Here is an 18,706-nt window from a genome sequence, read left to right as displayed (position 1 = left end):
GTATTCAGGGCTAGACGCTCCTGATACTCAGGTGGTACATTCGGCCCCGCACTGGTTTCTCCATTGCCCCCTGCTAGCCGTCGCCGACGCACTCCTTTTCGAATAAGTACGCGATCCTGTCGCCTTCTCAGCGGCGCGGCCTCATTAAGCCAAAAGCTTAATTTCCCCCCTCCATAAATGATTACGTCATTCCTATATGAATCTGACTGAACTCAAGCAAAAGCCGATTACCGAACTGCTCGAATTGGCCGAACAGATGGGCATAGAAAATATGGCCCGTTCGCGCAAGCAGGACGTGATTTTCTCCCTGCTCAAGAAGCACGCGAAAAGCGGTGAGGAAATCTCCGGTGATGGCGTGCTGGAGATTCTCCAGGACGGCTTCGGCTTCCTGCGCTCCGCTGACGCTTCCTATCTCGCAGGTCCAGACGATATCTACGTCTCGCCGAGCCAGATCCGTCGTTTCAACTTGCGCACCGGTGACACCATCGTTGGCAAGATCCGCCCTCCAAAGGAAGGCGAGCGTTATTTCGCGCTGCTCAAGGTCGACACGATCAACTTTGACCGTCCGGAAAACGCGAAAAACAAGATTCTCTTCGAGAACCTGACCCCGCTGTTCCCGACCGTGCGCATGAAGATGGAAGCGGGTAACGGTTCCACCGAAGACCTGACCGGTCGTGTCATCGACCTGTGCGCCCCGATCGGTAAAGGCCAGCGCGGTCTGATCGTTGCTCCGCCGAAAGCCGGCAAGACGATCATGCTGCAGAACATTGCCGCGAACATCGCACGTAACAATCCTGAAGTTCACCTGATCGTGCTGCTGATCGACGAACGTCCGGAAGAAGTAACCGAAATGCAGCGCACCGTGCGCGGCGAAGTGGTTGCCTCGACGTTCGACGAGCCGCCAACCCGCCACGTGCAGGTTGCCGAAATGGTGATCGAGAAGGCCAAGCGCCTGGTCGAACACAAGAAAGACGTGGTGATCCTGCTCGACTCCATCACCCGTCTGGCGCGTGCCTACAACACCGTGATCCCGAGCTCCGGCAAGGTACTGACCGGTGGTGTCGATGCCCACGCCCTGGAGAAACCGAAGCGTTTCTTCGGCGCCGCGCGGAACATCGAAGAAGGCGGCTCGCTGACCATCATTGCCACCGCGCTGGTTGAAACCGGCTCGAAGATGGACGAAGTGATCTACGAGGAGTTCAAAGGTACCGGCAACATGGAACTGCCGCTGGATCGCCGTATCGCTGAAAAGCGCGTCTTCCCGGCCATCAATATCAACCGTTCCGGCACCCGCCGCGAAGAGTTGCTGACCGCCGACGACGAGCTGCAGCGCATGTGGATCCTGCGCAAGCTGCTGCACCCGATGGATGAAGTTGCTGCCATCGAGTTCCTGGTCGACAAGCTGAAAACGACCAAGACCAACGATGAGTTCTTCCTGTCGATGAAACGCAAGTAAGTCGAACAGGCACAAGAAGCCGGGGAAACCCGGCTTTTTGCTATCTGATTTTTGATCAAATGCCAGTTCGTGGTTCTGAATAGAGGGCTTCGGCGCTAAACTGCCTGCCCCCGAACGCCACGGCCAACACGAGGCTCACGCATGCAGTATCGCGACTTGCGCGACTTTATCAGCGGCCTGGAAAAGCGCGGCGAACTCAAGCGCATCCAGGTTCCGGTGTCCCCAGTGCTCGAAATGACCGAGGTCTGCGACCGCACCTTGCGCGCCAAGGGCCCGGCCCTGCTTTTCGAAAACCCTACCGGTTATGACATTCCCGTGCTCGGCAACCTGTTCGGCACCCCCGAGCGCGTCGCGCTGGGCATGGGCGCCGAAGCGGTCAGCGAGCTGCGCGAGATCGGCAAGCTGCTGGCGTTCCTCAAGGAACCCGAGCCGCCGAAAGGCCTGAAGGATGCCTGGTCCAAGCTGCCGATCTTCCGCAAGATCATTTCGATGGCGCCGAAAGTCGTCAAGGACGCTGTGTGCCAGGAAGTGGTCATCGAAGGCGACGACGTCGACCTGGCCATGTTGCCGGTGCAAACCTGCTGGCCGGGCGATGTCGGTCCGCTGATCACCTGGGGCCTGACCGTCACCAAAGGTCCGAACAAGGATCGCCAGAACCTCGGTATCTATCGTCAGCAAGTGATCGGCCGCAACAAGGTCATCATGCGCTGGCTGAGCCACCGTGGCGGCGCGCTGGATTTTCGCGAGTGGTGCGAGAAGCATCCCGGTCAACCGTTCCCGGTATCGGTCGCCCTGGGCGCCGACCCGGCGACCATCCTCGGTGCCGTGACCCCGGTGCCCGACAGCCTCTCCGAATACGCCTTCGCCGGCCTGTTGCGCGGTAACCGCACTGAGCTGGTGAAGTGCCGCGGCAACGACCTGCAAGTACCGGCCACCGCCGAAATCATCCTCGAAGGCGTGATCCATCCGGGCGAGATGGCCGATGAAGGCCCGTACGGCGACCACACCGGTTACTACAACGAAGTCGACAGCTTCCCGGTATTCACTGTCGAGCGCATCACCCACCGGATCAAACCGATCTATCACAGCACCTACACCGGTCGTCCACCGGATGAGCCGGCGATCCTTGGCGTGGCATTGAACGAAGTGTTCGTGCCGATCCTGCAGAAGCAGTTCCCGGAGATCACCGATTTCTATCTGCCGCCCGAAGGTTGCTCGTACCGCATGGCCGTCGTGACCATGAAAAAGTCGTATCCCGGTCATGCCAAGCGGGTAATGCTCGGTGTCTGGTCGTTTTTGCGACAGTTCATGTACACCAAGTTCGTTATCGTCACCGACGACGATATCAACGCCCGGGACTGGAACGACGTGATCTGGGCCATCACCACGCGCATGGACCCCAAGCGCGACACGGTGATGATCGACAACACGCCGATCGACTACCTGGACTTCGCTTCGCCGGTGTCCGGCCTGGGTTCGAAAATGGGCCTCGATGCGACACATAAATGGCCGGGCGAAACCACCCGCGAGTGGGGCCGGGTCATCGTCAAGGACGATGCCGTGACCCAGCGGATCGATGCCATCTGGAATCAGTTAGGAATAGATTGATGCGTGTAACCTTGCAGCCCTCCGGAGCAGTGCTTGAGATATTGCCCGGCGAGCGGATTCTCGATGGCGCGCGACGATTGGGCTACGAATGCCCGCAAAGTTGCCGCAACGGCAATTGCCACGTATGCGCGGCGCTGCTGGTGGAAGGGCGAGTCGAGCAGGCCGGCGATGTGCGCGACCATGGCGAGTTCTACACTTGCATAGCGGAGCCGCTGGAAGACTGCATCGTGCTGTGGGATGGCGTGCTCGCGCTGGGAGAACTACCGGTGCGCAGCTTGTCGTGTCAGGTCATTGAGTGCAGGGACGTGGGCGGCGACACCTGGCGCGTGCGTCTGCGGGCTCCGGCCGGCAAACCGCCGCGCTACCACGCCGGTCAGTACCTGATGATCGAACGCGAGAATGGCGAAAAGTCCGCGTTCTCCCTCGCCTCGGCACCGCATGCGGGGCGTGACCTGGAAATCCATGTACTGGCGCGTGAATCCAGTGCGCTGAGCCTGATCGAACAGCTTCAGCGCAACGGCATGGTGCGGGTCGAGTTGCCGTTCGGCGATACCCACCTGGCTGAGTTGCCGGACGGTCCGCTGGTGCTGATCGCCGCCGGCACCGGCATGGGCCAGATCCACGGCCTGATCGAACATTGCCGGGCCTCGGGTTTCAAGCATCCGGTGCACCTGTATTGGGGCGTGCGTCGTCCTGAAGACTTTTATCAAGTCGAACATTGGGATGAGTGGCTGAAATTGTCCAACCTGTTCCTGCACAAGGTCGTCAGCGATCAATGCGGCTGGAAGGGGCGTTGCGGCATGTTGCATGAAGCGGTGTGTGAAGACTTCCCTGATCTCAAACCGCTGCACGTGTACGCCAGTGGTTCTCCGGCCATGGTCTACGGCACGCTGGATGCGCTGGTGGAAGCGGGAATGGACGCGCATCAGATGCGTGCCGACGTATTTGCGTATGCGCCGCGCTCGTAGGTCTGCGTGGGATCAGAAGTGCACGCCAGTGGTCACCATGGCGGCGTTGAAGCCGAGCAACACCAGCTCGGCTGCCACCGGACCGTATTGTGTGCCCAGTGAGGGGATGATCACCGGTGCGACCCCGAAGCGATTCAGGGGAATCTTGTCCTTATGTTTGCCGCGGTAGCCTTCCAGCAGGCCGCCCGTAAATTTGATATACACGGGATAGAAGGCGCTTTCGTAGCGTTTACCCGCGTAGACATAATGTGAGCGCTGGCTGTACGAATTGCGAAAAGTGGCGGCGCCAAGCAGCCAGTCCGACTCGTTGATACGTTCAAGACCAATAAGATCCTGATTGTTGTTGTGCCTGGGGTCGGGTGAATAATGCGTCGTATAAACACTGGTCTGCAAATACCAGGAGCCAGCGTCCTTTGAGCTTGCATGCTGTGCCAACGCCAATGGCGACAAGGCCATCAACAGCGCTGCGTAAAACCATGGTTTTTTCATCGGCGGCCCCCTGTGAGGCAGTCTGGCTTGCGCCTGTGTGACCGTTATACGCGACGCCCGATGGAGGCCGGAAGGCGGCAAATCTGGAGGGGGAGTAGGACGTTTCTGATAGGTGGCTTTATTCCCGGAAGGGCTCAATGCTTATGCATATTTCATTCTGGTATTTAAGATATTTACAGAATGACCTTAGGGTATATAAACAGTCAGGCAAACGTCCTTTATCACTTTTCGTTTTACCTTTACTGCTATATGTTCTATTACATTAATAGTGCTTACATTTTGTAATGCTTGCGGGGCCGAACAACTGTTGCCATGAGCGCCATCGAATCTGCTTTTTTGAATCTGGCTTACCCTCCGCGGCTCGATCTGGGGCCGCAGCTCACTCACGAACAATTGCTCAGCTCGATGCAATCGACCATGGCCCGCCATAAGGGGGGGGCGGTTTGGCTGTTTGCCTACGGGTCGCTGATCTGGCGGCCAGAATGCACGGCGGTTGAACGGGTTCGTGGCCGGGTGCATGGCTACCACCGCGGTTTGTACCTGTGGTCCCACGAACATCGCGGCACGCCGGAAATGCCAGGCCTGGTGTTTGGCCTGGATCGCGGCGGTTCTTGCAGCGGTTTCGCCTATCGCTTGCCCGAAGAGCAACTCGAAGCGTCGCTGTACGCACTTTGGCAGCGCGAGATGCCATTTCCGTCCTACCGCCCGCACTGGCTTAACTGCCGTCTCGAAAATGGCAGCCAGGTACAGGCCTTGGGTTTTGTGCTGGAGCGACACCTGCCCAGCTATGCCGGTAACTTGCCGGATCATGTGCTGAGCCATGTGTTCGAAAACGCTTGCGGGCGCTACGGCACCACTCGCGATTATGTCGAGCAAACCGCCCATGCCCTGCGCAGCCACGCCATGCCAGACCGGAATCTGGAGGCGCGGCTCAAGCGCTGTAAATCAAAGGCCGATCAAGCGAGCGCTTCGCGGCCCTGACTGGCGATTTGTTTGTGCCCTAGCGTCGGGGCCAGGAAGGCCATTGCCAGCAGGCAGGCGCCGACCAGCAGCACGAAGCCGCCGTCCCAACCGAAATGGTCAACGGTGTAGCCCATCGCTGCACTGGCCGCGACCGAGCCGCCCAGGTAACCGAACAGACCGGTAAAGCCCGCCGCCGTACCCGCAGCTTTCTTCGGTGCCAGTTCCAGCGCCTGCAGGCCGATCAGCATGACCGGGCCGTAGATCAGGAAGCCAATGGAAAGCAATGCAATCATGTCGACCATCGGATTGCCGGCCGGGTTGAGCCAGTAAACCAGCGTCGCCACAGTCACCAGCGCCATGAACACCATGCCGGTCAGGCCGCGGTTGCCACGGAAGATCTTGTCCGACATCCAGCCGCACAGCAGCGTGCCCGGGATACCTGCCCACTCGTAGAAGAAATACGCCCACGAAGTTTTGTCTACGGTGAAACCCTTGGCTTCCTTGAGGTAGGTCGGCGCCCAGTCCAGCACGCCGTAGCGCAACAGATAGACAAATACGTTGGCCAAGGCGATGTACCAGAGCATTTTGTTGCGTAGCACATATTTGACGAAGATTTCCTTGGCGCTGAATTCCTCTTCGTGGCTGGCGTCGTAGCCTTCCGGGTAGTCGTTCTTGTACTGCTCGATCGGCGGCAGGCCAACCGATTGCGGGGTGTCGCGCATGGTCACAAAGGCAAACACCGCTACCGCCAGCGCCACTGCTGCCGGCACGTAGAACGCAGCGTGCCAGTCATTGAACAGGCCCATGCCGATCAGGAACAACGGGCCGATCAGGCCGCCGCCGACGTTGTGCGCCACGTTCCACACGGACACCACGCCGCCACGTTCCTTCTGCGACCACCAGTGCACCATGGTCCGGCCACTCGGAGGCCAACCCATGCCCTGCGCCCAACCGTTGATGAACAGCAGAATGAACATCATGGTCACGCTGGACGTCGCCCAAGGCGCGAAACCGAAAATGAACATCACCCCGGCCGAAACCAGCAGGCCGAACGGCAGGAAGAAGCGCGGGTTGGAGCGGTCGGACACCAGGCCCATCAGAAACTTCGACAGGCCGTAGGCAATCGCAATGGCGGACATCGCCAGACCCAGCTGACCACGGGAGTAGCCCTCATCGATCAGGTACGGCATGGCCAGGGAGAAGTTCTTGCGCAGCAGGTAGTAACCCGCATAGCCAAAGAAGATACCGGCGAAGATCTGCCAGCGCAGACGTCGGTAGGTGCTGTCTATTTTTTCTTCAGGCAATGGAGCCTGATGTGCGGCAGGACGAAAGAAAGCAAACATTCAAGAGCTCCAGATTTCTTGTTTTGACTGCGGATGCGAATATTACAGTTTCGTTACCGAAAATAGCACCCGTTCTCATTGGCAAACAGCGGAAATGTTGGAGATTGCATGTTCCTTTATGAACATGTCGCTCAGTTATAAATGAGGGTTGGTATGGGGATGACGGAGCCAGGTCGCAGGGCTGCGACCTGACTAGAAAAAAATCAGCGAACCTGCACAACAACCTTGCCGACGGCCTTGCGCTGGCCAAGATCGTTGATCGCTTGCGCCGCATTGCCCAGCGGATAGACCTGCGACACCAGCGGCTTCAATTTGCCTTCGGCAAACCAGCCGAACAATTGCTGGAAGTTCGCCGCATTATCCTGCGGCTGGCGCTGGGCGAAGGAGCCCCAGAACACCCCGAGCACTGCTGCACCCTTGAGCAGCGCGAGGTTCACCGGCAGTTCGGGAATGCGTCCGCTGGCGAAGCCGACCACCAGCAGGCGGCCGTTCCAGGCGATGGCGCGGATGGCCTGGTCGAACAGGTCGCCGCCCACCGGGTCGTAGATCACGTCGGCACCCTGGCCATCGGTCAGGCGCTTGATTTCGTCCTTGAGGCTGGTTTCGCTGTAGTTGATCAGTTCATCGGCGCCGGCGGCCTTGGCCACGGCGAGTTTTTCCGCACTGCTGGCCGCGGCAATCACCCGGGCGCCCATGGCCTTGCCGATCTCCACCGCGGCCAGGCCGACACCGCCGGAGGCACCCAGCACCAGCAGGGTTTCGCCCGGTTGCAGGTTGCCGCGCTGCTTGAGGGCGTGCATCGAGGTGCCGTAAGTCATGCTGAAGGCGGCGGCAGTGTTGAAGTCCATGGACGGCGGGATCGGCAACACGTTGTAGCCCGGCACGGCGACCTGTTCGGCAAAGCTGCCCCAGCCGGTCAGCGCCATGACCCGGTCACCGACTTTCAAGTGGCTGACTTTTTCACCCACGGCGCTGACCACGCCTGACGCTTCGCCACCCGGAGAGAACGGGAAGGGCGGCTTGAACTGGTATTTGCCCTCAATGATCAACGTGTCGGGGAAATTGACCCCGGCGGCGTGCACTTCCAGCAGGACTTCATTCTTCTTCGCGACAGGACTGGCGACGTCTTCCAGCACCAGCGATTCGGCAGGGCCGAAGGCTTTGCACAGCACGGCTTTCATCAGGGCTATTCCTTTGGGAGTGATGGCCGATAAGTGTAGGTGTGTGGGTCGATGGGTCAACGAGCATGCCCGGCCCTGATAGTCAGCCATAAGCTTGTGCTTGTGCGACGGGTCGTTATGCTAGGCCGCAAACCGGATTAGGAGCGAATTGTGAAAGCGTGGATCATGTTGTTGCTGGCCCTGTCTCTGCCTGTGGCAGCGGTGGCCGAAGAAGCCAAAGAAGATGCAGCTCCGAAGGTCAGTTACATCACCCTGAGCCCGCCGTTCGTGGGTAACTACGGGCTGGACGGTACGCCGAAACTGAAGGTCTACAAGGCCGACGTGGCGTTGCGGGTGACCGGTGACGATGCTGCCAAAGCAGTGAAGGCCAATGAACCTTTGATCCGCAATCAATTGGTCGCGCTGTTCGCCCAGCAGACCACCGAGACGATGAACAACGTCGAGGCCAAGGAAAAGCTGCGTCAGGAGGCCCTGAAACAGACCCAGCAGATCATGAATGATGAAACCGGGAAACCGGTGGTTGAGGATCTGTTGTTCAACAACCTGATCATCCAGTAATGCTGGATCTTGTAGGAGCTGGCTTGCCAGCGATAGCGCCCTCAAGACCGCCATCGCCGGCAAGCCGGCTCTTACAGAAGCATCTCAACGCAGTGCAATCACCGCCGCCCACTGCTGCGCCGTTACCGGCATCACCGAAAGCCGCGAACCTTTCTGCACCAGCGGCAACTCGGCCAGCGCCGTCTGTTGCTTCAGATAGTCCAGCTTCAGCACTCGGGCAAACGTCTCGACATGCACGACATCGATCGCACTCCAGGCGTTTTTCTCCGGGGTGGCCTTCGGGTCGAAATAATGGCTCTCCGGCTCCAGTGCCGTCGGGTCCGGATAGGCGGCTTCGACAATCCTGCCGATTCCGGCGATGCCCGGTTCAGGGCAGCTGGAATGATAGAAAAAGAACTCGTCTCCTACCGCCATGGCCCGCAGGAAATTGCGTGCCTGATAGTTGCGAACCCCGTCCCAGCGCGCTTTGCCGAGCTTTTCCAGCCCTTTGATCGAGAGTTCGTCGGGCTCGGATTTCATCAGCCAATAGGCCATGTCTTTTGCTCCTTGCGTGGTGATTGAGCAGCTTGTCGGCGATTTTATGACAAACCGACAGTCGGTTGACGTCAGCATTTGCGCAGCGGTTCACGTTGTCGCAAAATGCCGGCCTTTCAAGCTTGACGCTGCTGCACGGCCTGCAAACGGAAACCGCTGCTGTCATCGTGTTGATATGCCTTTGGGGGGCAATCGATGAAACGCAAACCGGATTTACTATGGATTTTGGTCATTTTGTTTGGCCTTGGCGTCGTGACCACTGGCTATGCCCAAAGCCTGTGGGCCAACAAGACCGATGCACCGGTCGAGCTCGCCCAATTGCAGCAACAGTCGACAGCCTTCAAGCGCTGATCCAGTTGCCGTGGCACCACTGATCGTAGTGGTGCCTAGCCTGCGTAATACCAGGCCTTGTCCGTCACCGTTCCTTGCAACGGCACATCCCAGCTCGCCTGAGCCAATCGTTCGACCTTCTGACATTCATGGGCAAGCCCCAACAGCGTAGGCTTGCGCCAGTCTTGTCGGCGCGCCAGGTAGGCCAGGCTCCGGTCGTAGAAACCGCCGCCCATTCCCAGGCGTCCGCCGACATCGTCAAAACCCACCAATGGCAACAACACCAGGTCCAGCGCCCAGATCCTGCGCTGCCGGGCGAGGTTGGCCCGTGGTTCGAGAATGCGAAAGCGGTTGGGTTTGAGTTTCTCCCCGGGCCGGATGCGCTGGAACACCATTTTGGTTCGCGGCCAGGCACTCAGCACCGGCAGGTAGGTGGCCTTGCCCCGGCGCTGTGCGGCACGCAGCAACAGGCGCGGATCAATTTCACCGTCGGTCGGAAGATAGAGCGAGATGTGTCTGGCGCGGCGAAACAGCGGTTGCTGGGCCAATTGCTTGTACAACCCGCGAGCGGCCTGGCGCTGCTGGCTCGGTGTCAGTGCGCGGCGGGCGTTACGCAGCATGCGTCGAAGTTGCGGACGGGGAAGCAGCGCAGGTTCGGTCATGGATTCGGGCTTCGGCAGGACGGATACGCAAAGCGTACCCGTAAAAACGCCGATGCCGGTATTTAAACCGGCATCGGACTGGAATCAGGCTCCCCGAATGTGTCGCTGTCGACTTAGCCCTTGAACCCGAAAGTTCAAGGTGGAAGATGCAGTAGGCTTTAAGGCTTTCCGTCTAGCGGACATGCACACCAGCCCAACGTGCAACCTCCAGGGTATAGCAAATCGGCTCAGGGACATCGCCAACTGGCAAGCACCCCAGGGAGTGATTCGAGTATACCTCAAGCCGTCGCGCGAATCAGCCTTTGGTGACGTCCGGATCGGTGGCGAGCGCCAGATCGACGCGATCGAGCAGGTCGCGCACCTGTTCACGGGTCGATCCGCTGACCTGTACATCCGGGCGATCTTCCTTGTGCAGCAGATCGTGGGTGATGTTCAGCGCGGCCATCACGGCGATACGGTCGGCGCCGATGACTTTGCCGCTGCTGCGGATTTCGCGCATCTTGCCGTCCAGATAGCGGGCGGCGCTGATCAGGTTGCTGCGCTCTTCCTGAGGGCAGATGATCGAATACTCTTTGTCGAGGATCTGCACGGTGACGCTATTGCTTGAACTCATGAGTCTTGCTCCAGGGCCTTGAGGCGCGAAATCATCGATTCGACCTTACGCCGAGCGATTTCGTTTTTTTCAATGAGGTGTGCGCGTTCCTCGCGCCAGGTCTTTTCCTGAGCTAGTAAGAGTCCGTTTTGACTCTTAAGTTGCTCGACTCGGGTAATCAGCAGTTCGAGTCTGGCCATCAGCGCTTGCAGGTCGGTGTCTTCCATTGTCTTCACTGTCTGATGGGTGCCGGACTGTAGGAGTGAGCATGCTCGCGATGAACCCGAGAGCGCCGCTGGGTGTCAGGGGGCCAGCGTTATCGTTGGCGACCAACGCGAGCAAGCTCGCTCCTACAGGGGTAGTCGATGTAGGATACAAGGCCTTCATTCTAGACATAGCGCCGTCTGGCGCCTAGCTGCCCATGACCATTCAGAATTCCCCGTACCAAGCCTTCGCCACCCTGCTGACTTCCAGCGGTCATAATGTCTCGCCTGCCGAATTGCATGGCCTGCTGCTCGGCCGCAGTTGCGCCGGTGCCGGTTTCGATGCCGAAGGCTGGCTGATCGACGCCGCCGAACTGCTCGAAAACGAGCCGCAGGACAACGTTCGCAGCGCCCTGATCGGCCTGCAGGAAATGGTCAAGGGCGAGCTCACCGGCGATGATGTGACCGTCGTGCTGCTGCTGCCGACCGACGAAGCTCCGCTCACCGAGCGTGCCGCCGCACTGGGCCAGTGGTGCCAGGGTTTCCTCAGCGGTTTCGGCCTGAACTGTCGTGACAGCAGCACCCTGAGCACCGAGGCCACCGAAGTGCTGCAGGATCTGGCGGCCATTTCCCAGGTGCAAGACGCCCTGGAAGAGTCCGAAGACGGCGAAACCGACTATATGGAAGTCATGGAGTACCTGCGCGTCGCGCCTTTGCTGCTGTTCTCCGAGACCAAAAAAGACGTGCCAGCCGCCAAACCGTCGCTGCACTAATCAAAGCCAGGGAACGCCATCTGCCCATGATCCACATCCCGAAATCGGAATACAGCCGTCGCCGCAAGGCCCTGATGGCGCAGATGGAACCCAACAGCATCGCCATCCTGCCCGCCGCCGCGGTGGCCATTCGTAACCGCGACGTCGAGCACGTTTACCGCCAGGACAGCGACTTCCAGTACCTCAGCGGTTTTCCCGAGCCCCAGGCCGTACTGGTGTTGATGCCGGGGCGTGTGCATGGCGAATACATCCTGTTCTGCCGTGAGCGCAACGCCGAGCGCGAGCTGTGGGATGGCCTGCGCGCCGGGCAGGAAGGCGCGATTCGCGATTTCGGCGCCGACGACGCCTTCCCGATCACGGATATCGACGACATCCTGCCGGGCCTGATCGAAGGCCGTGACCGGGTGTACTCGGCCATGGGCAGCAATCCCGAATTCGACCGCCACCTGATGGAGTGGATCAACGTGATCCGTTCCAAGGCCAACCTCGGTGCCCAGCCGCCGAATGAATTCGTTGCCCTGGATCACCTGCTGCACGACATGCGCCTGTATAAATCGGCAGCGGAAGTGAAAGTGATGCGTGAGGCGGCGCGGATTTCCGCCCAGGCGCACGTGCGGGCAATGCAGGCCTGTCGCGCCGGGTTGCACGAATTCAGCCTGGAAGCCGAGCTCGATTACGAATTCCGCAAGGGCGGGGCGAAGATGCCGGCCTACGGGTCGATCGTCGCGGCGGGGCGCAACAGCTGCATCCTGCATTACCAGCAGAATGACGCGCTGCTCAAGGACGGTGATCTGGTGCTGATCGATGCCGGTTGCGAGATCGACTGTTACGCCAGCGACATCACCCGGACCTTTCCGGTCAGTGGCAAGTATTCAGCGGAACAGAAAGCGATTTACGAATTGGTGCTGGCCTCCCAGGAGGCCGCCTTTGCCGAAATCGCCCCGAACAAACACTGGAACCAGGCGCACGAGGCCACGGTCCGGGTCATCACGGCCGGGCTGGTCAAGCTGGGGTTGCTGCAGGGCGACGTCGACGAACTGATCGCCAGTGAAGCCTACAAGGCGTTCTACATGCACCGCGCCGGCCATTGGCTGGGCATGGATGTGCATGATGTCGGCGAATACAAGGTCGGCGGCGAGTGGCGTGTGCTGGAGGTCGGCATGGCGCTGACCGTGGAGCCGGGGATCTATATCGCCCCGGACAACCAGAGCGTGGCGAAGAAATGGCGCGGCATCGGCGTGCGTATAGAGGACGACGTAGTGGTCACCAAAACCGGCTGTGAAATATTGACGGGCGGCGTGCCGAAAACCGTCACCGAGATCGAGGCCCTGATGGCCGCCGCACGGACACAAGCGGCATGAGTCGAGTCAACCTGGCAATTATCGGTGGCGGGCTGGTCGGTGCAAGCCTGGCACTTGCACTGCAGGCCGGCGCCAAGGCCCGGGGCTGGAAGATCGTGCTGATCGAGCCGTTCGCTCCTGGCGACACGTATCAACCGAGTTACGACGCCCGTTCTTCGGCGTTGTCCTTTGGCTCGCGGCAAATCTATCAACGGTTGGGCATCTGGCAGGAAGTCACCCGCCGCGCCGAACCGATCAAGCAGATTCATGTGTCCGACCGTGGGCGTTTCTCCACCGCCCGGTTGTCGGCGATGGAAGAGGGCGTTCCGGCGCTGGGGTATGTCGTTGAAAACGCCTGGCTCGGCCAATGCCTGTGGCAAGGCTTGGACAAGGATGTGATCAGTTGGCGTTGTCCGGCGGAGGTCACCCGCATGGAGCCGCTGACCGACGGCTACCGCCTGACCCTCAACGATGAAACCACCCTGGAATGCGACCTCGCGGTGCTCGCCGATGGTGGCCGCTCCGGCCTGCGTGAACAATTGGGGATCGGCATCCGCAAGCGTCCGTACAACCAGAGCGCGCTGATCGCCAACATCACCCCGAGTGAAGCTCACAACGGCATGGCCTTCGAGCGTTTCACCGACGAAGGCCCGATGGCATTGCTGCCGCTGCCGGAAAACCGCTGTGCACTGGTCTGGACCCGCCTGGGCATGGACGCGCAACGCCTGGCAGCCCTTGATGAGCGCAGCTTCCTCAGCGAGTTGCAGGGTGTGTTCGGTTATCGCCTTGGCACATTGAAGCAGGTCGGTGCGCGGCATCTGTATCCGCTGACACTGGTCGAGGCCGAAGAACAGGTGCGTCCGCATCTGGCGGTGCTCGGCAACGCGGCGCACAGCCTGCATCCGATTGCCGGCCAGGGGTTCAACCTGTCCCTGCGCGATGCCCAGGCCCTGGCCGATGCCTTGCTCGCCGGCGAAAAACCATTGGGCGACTTCGCCACGTTGCAAGCCTATCGCGAACGCCAGCGACTCGATCAGGACCTCACCGTGGGCTTCTCTGATCAGGTCACACGCCTGTTCGGCAGCACCCAGCCGCTGGTGTCCCTGGGGCGCAACATCGGCTTGCTCGGCCTCGATCTGCTGCCACCGGCCAAACGCTGGTTTGCCCGACAGGCGATGGGGCTGGGTACCCGTCCAGATGCATGACTGGTTGATCCGCCGTTTTGACAAGGCACGACTGATAAAAATACCTGGCGCAATTGCAGGTCGAGATTCATGACGGCGCCGGCCACCTGGTGGCGCGGGTCGGGAAAACCCTTTACATGCGGCTCAAGCCGCTAGAGAGACAGGCTTAAAGCATGGAAATGCGTGCAGATCTGCTGATTGTCGGGGCCGGAATGGTCGGCAGCGCACTGGCGCTGGCGTTGCAGAACAGCGGGCTGGAAGTCCTGCTGCTGGACGGCAGCCCCATGAGTGTCAAACCCTTCAACACTCAGGCCGCGTTTGAACCGCGGGTGAGCGCCTTGTCGACCGCCAGCCAGCGGATTCTCGAACGCCTTGGCGTCTGGGATGGCATTACCGGGCGGCGCAGCAGCCCCTACACCGACATGCAGGTCTGGGATGGCAGCGGCACCGGGCAAATCCACTTCTCGGCGGCCAGCGTACATGCCGAGGTGTTGGGGCATATCGTCGAGAACCGCGTGGTCCAGGATGCCTTGCTTGACCGCCTGCACGACTGCGACCTGGGGTTGCTGGCCAATGCACGGCTGGAACAGATGCGCCGCTCCGGCGATGACTGGCTGCTGACCCTGGCCGGTGGCCGCACCTTGCGTGCACCGCTGGTGATCGCCGCGGATGGTGCCAACTCGGCTGTGCGGCGCCTGACCGGGGTTGCGACCCGCGAATGGGATTATCTGCACCATGCCATCGTCACCAGCGTGCGTTGCGCCAAACCGCATCAAATGACGGCCTGGCAGCGCTTCACCGACACCGGCCCGTTGGCGTTTCTACCCCTTGAGCGGGACGGCCAACAGGATTGGTGTTCGATCGTCTGGTCGACCACGCCCGGCGAAGCCGAACGTCTGATGGCGATGGATGAACAAGGCTTCTGCAAGGCGCTGGAGCGAGCCTTTGAAGGCCGGCTCGGCGATGTACTGAGCGCCGACCCGCGCCTGTGCGTGCCCCTGCGCCAGCGGCATGCCAAGCGTTACGTGGCTGAAGGCCTGGCGTTGATCGGCGACGCGGCCCACACCATTCACCCGTTGGCCGGGCAGGGGGTGAATCTCGGATTCCTCGATGCCGCCGTGCTGGCCGAAGTGTTGCTGCAGGCGGCAACCCGTGGCGAACGCCTGGCGGATGTGAAAGTCCTCAGCCGTTACGAACGTCGGCGCATGCCGCACAACCTGGCGCTGATGGCGGCGATGGAAGGCTTCGAGCGCCTGTTCCAGGCCGATCCGTTGCCGGTGCGCTGGTTGCGTAATACCGGGTTGAAAATGGTTGAGAAAATGCCGGAAGCCAAGGCCTTGTTCGTGCGTGAAGCGCTGGGGTTGACCGGGGATTTGCCGGCGTTGGCCAAGCCCTGAGGTTTGCGCTGAGTCTACTGGCCTCTTCGCGGGCAAGCCCGCTCCCACAGTAGCTTCGGTGTTAATGCATTTTGGGTGAACACTGAAGATCCCTGTGGGAGCGGGCTTGCCCGCGAAGACGTCAGCACAGGCACCACAAATTCCAAGCGGCGCAACATCTGGTAACTCCTCCGCAAGCGGGTTCGATTGAGAAGCTAAATGTGAGTCCTTATCATTTGGTCTCATTTCTCAATCGAGGGACCGCTCCCATGTTGGCATCGAAGCGTCTACTGACTGCACTGGCCTTGACCCTGATCGGTAGCACCGCCGCCCAGGCCGCTGACGAGGTGGTGGTCTACTCCTCGCGAATCGACGAGCTGATCAAGCCGGTATTCGATGCCTACACCGCCAAGACCGGTGTGAAGGTGAAGTTCATCACCGACAAGGAGGCGCCCTTGATGCAGCGGCTCAAGGCCGAGGGCGCGAATACGCCAGCCGACCTGCTGCTCACCGTCGATGCCGGCAACCTCTGGCAAGCCGAGCAGATGGGCATCCTCCAGCCGTTCACCTCGAAGACCATCGACGCCAACATTCCGCTGCAATACCGGGCAGCCTCCCATGCCTGGACCGGCCTGAGCCTGCGAGCGCGGACCATCGCCTACTCCACTGATCGGGTGAAGCCGGGTGAATTGACCACCTACGAAGCGCTGGCCGACAAGCAATGGGAAGGCCGCCTGTGCCTGCGCACGGCGAAGAAGGTCTACAACCAGTCCCTGACCGCGACCATGATCGAAGTGCACGGTGCCGGGAAGACCGAGGAAATCCTTAAGGGCTGGGTCAAGAACCTGTCCACTGACGTGTTCTCCGACGACACCGCCGTGCTGGAAGCGATCAATGCCGGCCAGTGCGACGTCGGTATCGTCAACACCTACTACTACGGCCGCCTGCACAAGCAGAAGCCAGACCTGCCGGTGAAGCTGTTCTGGCCGAACCAGGCTGATCGTGGCGTACACGTGAACCTGTCGGGTATCGGCCTGACACAACACGCGCCGCACCCGGAAGCGGCCAAGGCCCTGGTGGAGTGGATGACTACGCCTGAAGCGCAGAAAATCTTTGCCGACGTGAACCAGGAGTTCCCGGCGAACCCTGCCGTTCATCCATCCGAAGAAGTGGCGGCCTGGGGCAAGTTCATTGCCGATACCTTGCCGGTGGAAGTGGCGGGCAAGCGTCAGGCCGAAGCGATTCGCATGATGGACAAGGCTGGCTGGAACTGAGTCAGCCGTTATGCTGCGCCCCGCCTATGCGGGGCGTTTTGTTTGTTCGCCCCCATGTTGATCCTGTAGGAGCCGGCTTGCCGGCGAAGGCGTTATCGAGCATTGCATCGACCTTTCGGCCGTCTTCGCTGGCAAGCCAGCTCTTACAAAACATGCGCACCCTCGGTACTTTTCAGGCGCCACGTCTACTTCATCCGTAAGAGAGTCTTTCCTTGGCCCACCCCGCCCAACGCCGCTGGTATCCAGTCGTCTTCGCCATTGCTGCGCTGGTCCTGTTGCCCCTGAGCGTCCTGCTGCTTTCCTGGCAAACCATTGACGTTCAAATCTGGTCCCACCTGTGGGACACGCAGATGCCGCGCCTGCTGGGCAACACGCTGACGCTGGTGCTCGGTGTCGGTGCGGGTGTCACCTTGCTGGGCGTCAGCCTCGCCTGGCTGACCAGCCTCTGTGAATTCCCCGGCAGACGCTGGCTGGACTGGGCATTGATGCTGCCCTTTGCGATTCCAGCCTATGTGCTTGCGTTTGTGTTTGTCGGCCTGCTGGATTTCGCCGGGCCCGTGCAAACCCTGCTGCGCGAGTGGTTCGGTAGTGGTCTGCGGCTGCCGCGCGTGCGCTCCACGGGCGGTGTGATTGTGGTGCTGGTGCTGGTTTTCTATCCCTATGTATATCTGCTGGCCCGCACGGCTTTCCTCGCCCAGGGCAAAGGCCTGATGGAAGCCGCGCGGGTCCTTGGCCAATCGCCCTGGCACGCGTTCTGGCGGGTGGCATTGCCCATGGCGCGGCCGGCCATCGGTGCGGGCGTGGCATTGGCGCTGATGGAAACCCTGGCGGATTTCGGCGCAGTGTCGGTGTTCAACTTCGATACCTTCACCACGGCCATCTACAAGACCTGGTACGGTTTTTTCAGCCTGTCTTCTGCCGCGCAACTGGCCAGCCTGTTGCTGCTGGTGGTGATGCTGGTGCTGTACGGCGAACGGCGTGCTCGCGGGGCCAACCGGGCGAGCAACGAGCGACCACGGGTCAAGGCGCTGTATCACCTGCGAGGCTTCAAGGCGCTGGCAGCCATGACCTGGTGCGGGCTGGTATTTGCCTGCGCCTTTGTCATTCCAATGCTGCAACTGATGGTGTGGTTCTGGCAGCGTGGGCGCTTGGATCTCGACGAACGCTACGCCGGGCTGATCGTCCATACCTTGTACCTGGGGGCGATGGCGGCGTTGATCACCGTCAGCGTCGCCCTGTTACTGGCGTTTGCCAGACGGCTGGCGCCCACCCGGGTCATTCGTTCCGGAGTCAGTCTGGCCAATCTGGGTTACGCATTGCCAGGTTCGGTGCTGGCGGTGTCGATCATGCTGGCGTTCAGTTACCTCGATCGCGAGCTGGTGATCCCGCTCTCGAGCTGGCTCGGTGGCGCGGGCAAGCCACTGCTGCTAGGCAGTCTGTCAGCGTTGTTGCTGGCCTACCTGGTGCGCTTCATTGCGGTGGCCTACGGGCCACTGGAAAGCAGCCTGGCGCGTATACGGCCATCTTTGCCCGAAGCGGCACGTAGCCTTGGCGTCAGTGGACCGCGACTGTTTTTCAAAGTGTATCTACCGTTGTTGTTGCCCGGCACCTTGAGCGCTGGGCTGCTGGTGTTCGTCGACGTGCTCAAGGAAATGCCCGCGACCCTGCTGATGCGCCCGTTTGGCTGGGACACGCTGGCGGTGCGGATCTTTGAAATGACCAGCGAAGGAGAATGGGCGAGGGCATCTTTGCCAGCGTTGACGTTGGTGCTGGTCGGGCTGTTACCGGTCATCGGATTGATCCGGCGCTCAGCACATCGAAACAGCTAGGTGCCAGTCCTACACCTTGCGGCTACAATGCGCGGCATTCGGT

19 protein-coding genes, 1 other RNA gene and 1 pseudogene are annotated in these 18,706 nt (G+C 60.5%); 13 read left to right on the top strand and 8 right to left on the bottom strand.

Annotation, left to right across the window (positions count from 1 at the left end):
- Window positions 1-196: 196 nt before the first annotated feature.
- The 3 genes from rho (at window position 197) to PMI31_RS00350 (ending at window position 4,032) form a co-directional block, all read left to right on the top strand.
- The gene (rho, locus tag PMI31_RS00360; RefSeq protein WP_003206716.1) at window positions 197-1,456 is read left to right on the top strand and encodes a transcription termination factor Rho; all 1,260 of its coding nucleotides are present in this window, start codon (window positions 197-199) and stop codon (window positions 1,454-1,456) included.
- Window positions 1,457-1,597: 141 nt separating this feature from the next.
- Window positions 1,598-3,064 carry a 4-hydroxy-3-polyprenylbenzoate decarboxylase gene (ubiD, locus tag PMI31_RS00355; protein WP_008015451.1) on the top strand — a complete coding sequence of 489 codons (1,467 nt, stop codon included), beginning with the start codon at window positions 1,598-1,600 and terminating at the stop codon, window positions 3,062-3,064.
- Window positions 3,064-4,032 (top strand): CDP-6-deoxy-delta-3,4-glucoseen reductase, encoded by a 969-nt coding sequence (locus PMI31_RS00350; protein WP_008015450.1) that lies wholly within the window; start codon window positions 3,064-3,066, stop codon window positions 4,030-4,032. The genes ubiD and PMI31_RS00350 overlap by 1 nt, the downstream gene beginning before the upstream one ends.
- 12 nt (window positions 4,033-4,044) lie before the next feature.
- Here the strand turns inward: PMI31_RS00350 and PMI31_RS00345 are convergent, their stop codons facing one another.
- Complete coding sequence (locus PMI31_RS00345; protein WP_008015447.1) at window positions 4,045-4,521, bottom strand: hypothetical protein; 477 nt, start codon at window positions 4,519-4,521, stop codon at window positions 4,045-4,047.
- A gap of 312 nt (window positions 4,522-4,833) precedes the next feature.
- On the opposite strand from PMI31_RS00345, the gene PMI31_RS00340 reads away from it, so the two are divergent.
- The gene (locus PMI31_RS00340) at window positions 4,834-5,502 is read left to right on the top strand and encodes a gamma-glutamylcyclotransferase (RefSeq protein WP_008015444.1); all 669 of its coding nucleotides are present in this window, start codon (window positions 4,834-4,836) and stop codon (window positions 5,500-5,502) included.
- On the opposite strand, the gene glpT is transcribed toward PMI31_RS00340, so the two are convergent.
- Entirely contained in the window at window positions 5,478-6,827 is a 1,350-nt protein-coding gene (gene glpT, locus PMI31_RS00335) for a glycerol-3-phosphate transporter (RefSeq protein WP_008015443.1), read from the bottom strand. The two genes, PMI31_RS00340 and glpT, sit on opposite strands and share 25 nt — an antisense overlap.
- Before the next feature lie 203 nt (window positions 6,828-7,030).
- Window positions 7,031-8,008: an NADPH:quinone oxidoreductase family protein gene (locus PMI31_RS00330; RefSeq protein ID WP_008015440.1), complete on the bottom strand. Its 978-nt coding sequence runs from the start codon at window positions 8,006-8,008 to the stop codon at window positions 7,031-7,033.
- A gap of 150 nt (window positions 8,009-8,158) precedes the next feature.
- Here PMI31_RS00330 and PMI31_RS00325 point away from each other — a divergent pair, with 150 nt between their 5' ends.
- Window positions 8,159-8,566, top strand: a complete 408-nt coding sequence (locus tag PMI31_RS00325; RefSeq protein ID WP_008015438.1) for a flagellar basal body-associated protein FliL — start codon at window positions 8,159-8,161, stop codon at window positions 8,564-8,566.
- An 84-nt stretch (window positions 8,567-8,650) separates the two neighbouring features.
- Here the strand turns inward: PMI31_RS00325 and PMI31_RS00320 are convergent, their stop codons facing one another.
- Window positions 8,651-9,100 (bottom strand): EVE domain-containing protein, encoded by a 450-nt coding sequence (locus PMI31_RS00320; RefSeq protein WP_008015436.1) that lies wholly within the window; start codon window positions 9,098-9,100, stop codon window positions 8,651-8,653.
- A gap of 195 nt (window positions 9,101-9,295) precedes the next feature.
- Between PMI31_RS00320 and PMI31_RS31005 the strand changes: the two genes are divergently transcribed.
- On the top strand, window positions 9,296-9,451 hold the full coding sequence (locus PMI31_RS31005; RefSeq protein WP_007982896.1) for a hypothetical protein: 156 nt from the start codon (window positions 9,296-9,298) through the stop codon (window positions 9,449-9,451).
- A 35-nt stretch (window positions 9,452-9,486) separates the two neighbouring features.
- On the opposite strand, the gene PMI31_RS00315 is transcribed toward PMI31_RS31005, so the two are convergent.
- The 4 genes from PMI31_RS00315 to PMI31_RS00305 all read right to left on the bottom strand — a co-directional run bounded on the left by PMI31_RS00315 (window position 9,487) and on the right by PMI31_RS00305 (window position 10,911).
- Entirely contained in the window at window positions 9,487-10,092 is a 606-nt protein-coding gene (locus tag PMI31_RS00315; protein WP_008015434.1) for a 5-formyltetrahydrofolate cyclo-ligase, read from the bottom strand.
- Window positions 10,093-10,178: 86 nt separating this feature from the next.
- Window positions 10,179-10,357, bottom strand: a non-coding RNA gene (gene ssrS, locus PMI31_RS29530) — 6S RNA.
- A gap of 30 nt (window positions 10,358-10,387) precedes the next feature.
- Complete coding sequence (locus PMI31_RS00310) at window positions 10,388-10,705, bottom strand: cell division protein ZapA (protein WP_008015432.1); 318 nt, start codon at window positions 10,703-10,705, stop codon at window positions 10,388-10,390.
- The gene (locus PMI31_RS00305; protein WP_007982902.1) at window positions 10,702-10,911 is read right to left on the bottom strand and encodes a TIGR02449 family protein; all 210 of its coding nucleotides are present in this window, start codon (window positions 10,909-10,911) and stop codon (window positions 10,702-10,704) included. The genes PMI31_RS00310 and PMI31_RS00305 overlap by 4 nt, the downstream gene beginning before the upstream one ends.
- Before the next feature lie 194 nt (window positions 10,912-11,105).
- Between PMI31_RS00305 and PMI31_RS00300 the strand changes: the two genes are divergently transcribed.
- The 7 genes and pseudogenes from PMI31_RS00300 (at window position 11,106) to PMI31_RS00275 (ending at window position 18,663) form a co-directional block, all read left to right on the top strand.
- Window positions 11,106-11,660, top strand: a complete 555-nt coding sequence (locus PMI31_RS00300; protein WP_008015430.1) for a YecA/YgfB family protein — start codon at window positions 11,106-11,108, stop codon at window positions 11,658-11,660.
- Window positions 11,661-11,686: 26 nt separating this feature from the next.
- Window positions 11,687-13,021: a Xaa-Pro aminopeptidase gene (gene pepP / locus PMI31_RS00295; protein ID WP_008015429.1), complete on the top strand. Its 1,335-nt coding sequence runs from the start codon at window positions 11,687-11,689 to the stop codon at window positions 13,019-13,021.
- Window positions 13,018-14,205, top strand: a complete 1,188-nt coding sequence (ubiH, locus tag PMI31_RS00290; RefSeq protein WP_008015428.1) for a 2-octaprenyl-6-methoxyphenyl hydroxylase — start codon at window positions 13,018-13,020, stop codon at window positions 14,203-14,205. The genes pepP and ubiH overlap by 4 nt, the downstream gene beginning before the upstream one ends.
- Window positions 14,206-14,243: 38 nt before the next feature.
- A pseudogene (locus PMI31_RS31170) lies at window positions 14,244-14,354 on the top strand (tetrameric acyl-CoA thioesterase); the annotation flags it as partial.
- 9 nt (window positions 14,355-14,363) lie between these two features.
- Window positions 14,364-15,581: a 2-octaprenyl-3-methyl-6-methoxy-1,4-benzoquinol hydroxylase gene (locus PMI31_RS00285; protein ID WP_177323541.1), complete on the top strand. Its 1,218-nt coding sequence runs from the start codon at window positions 14,364-14,366 to the stop codon at window positions 15,579-15,581.
- Window positions 15,582-15,829: 248 nt separating this feature from the next.
- Window positions 15,830-16,834 (top strand): extracellular solute-binding protein, encoded by a 1,005-nt coding sequence (locus tag PMI31_RS00280; RefSeq protein ID WP_008015426.1) that lies wholly within the window; start codon window positions 15,830-15,832, stop codon window positions 16,832-16,834.
- 212 nt (window positions 16,835-17,046) lie between these two features.
- A complete protein-coding gene (locus PMI31_RS00275) occupies window positions 17,047-18,663 on the top strand; it encodes an ABC transporter permease (RefSeq protein ID WP_008015425.1) in 1,617 nt (538 codons plus the stop codon).
- Window positions 18,664-18,706 lie beyond the last annotated feature (43 nt).

Source organism: Pseudomonas sp. GM55, assembly GCF_000282395.1.
Classification (GTDB): domain Bacteria; phylum Pseudomonadota; class Gammaproteobacteria; order Pseudomonadales; family Pseudomonadaceae; genus Aquipseudomonas; species Aquipseudomonas fluorescens_CC.
Note: the sequence above shows the minus strand (reverse complement) of the source record. Positions and strands in the feature narration are given on the sequence as shown.

Excerpts from the sequence above, each read along its gene's own strand:
- rho (WP_003206716.1), top strand. The coding sequence starts at position 197 with ATGAATCTGACTGAACTCAAGCAAAAGCCGATTACCGAACTGCTCGAA.
- ubiD (WP_008015451.1), top strand. The coding sequence starts at position 1,598 with ATGCAGTATCGCGACTTGCGCGACTTTATCAGCGGCCTGGAAAAGCGC.
- PMI31_RS00350 (WP_008015450.1), top strand. The coding sequence starts at position 3,064 with ATGCGTGTAACCTTGCAGCCCTCCGGAGCAGTGCTTGAGATATTGCCC.
- PMI31_RS00345 (WP_008015447.1), bottom strand. The coding sequence starts at position 4,521 with ATGAAAAAACCATGGTTTTACGCAGCGCTGTTGATGGCCTTGTCGCCA.
- PMI31_RS00340 (WP_008015444.1), top strand. The coding sequence starts at position 4,834 with ATGAGCGCCATCGAATCTGCTTTTTTGAATCTGGCTTACCCTCCGCGG.
- glpT (WP_008015443.1), bottom strand. The coding sequence starts at position 6,827 with ATGTTTGCTTTCTTTCGTCCTGCCGCACATCAGGCTCCATTGCCTGAA.
- PMI31_RS00330 (WP_008015440.1), bottom strand. The coding sequence starts at position 8,008 with ATGAAAGCCGTGCTGTGCAAAGCCTTCGGCCCTGCCGAATCGCTGGTG.
- PMI31_RS00320 (WP_008015436.1), bottom strand. The coding sequence starts at position 9,100 with ATGGCCTATTGGCTGATGAAATCCGAGCCCGACGAACTCTCGATCAAA.
- PMI31_RS31005 (WP_007982896.1), top strand. The coding sequence starts at position 9,296 with ATGAAACGCAAACCGGATTTACTATGGATTTTGGTCATTTTGTTTGGC.
- PMI31_RS00315 (WP_008015434.1), bottom strand. The coding sequence starts at position 10,092 with ATGACCGAACCTGCGCTGCTTCCCCGTCCGCAACTTCGACGCATGCTG.
- PMI31_RS00310 (WP_008015432.1), bottom strand. The coding sequence starts at position 10,705 with ATGAGTTCAAGCAATAGCGTCACCGTGCAGATCCTCGACAAAGAGTAT.
- PMI31_RS00305 (WP_007982902.1), bottom strand. The coding sequence starts at position 10,911 with ATGGAAGACACCGACCTGCAAGCGCTGATGGCCAGACTCGAACTGCTG.
- PMI31_RS00300 (WP_008015430.1), top strand. The coding sequence starts at position 11,106 with ATGACCATTCAGAATTCCCCGTACCAAGCCTTCGCCACCCTGCTGACT.
- pepP (WP_008015429.1), top strand. The coding sequence starts at position 11,687 with ATGATCCACATCCCGAAATCGGAATACAGCCGTCGCCGCAAGGCCCTG.
- ubiH (WP_008015428.1), top strand. The coding sequence starts at position 13,018 with ATGAGTCGAGTCAACCTGGCAATTATCGGTGGCGGGCTGGTCGGTGCA.
- PMI31_RS00285 (WP_177323541.1), top strand. The coding sequence starts at position 14,364 with ATGCGTGCAGATCTGCTGATTGTCGGGGCCGGAATGGTCGGCAGCGCA.
- PMI31_RS00280 (WP_008015426.1), top strand. The coding sequence starts at position 15,830 with ATGTTGGCATCGAAGCGTCTACTGACTGCACTGGCCTTGACCCTGATC.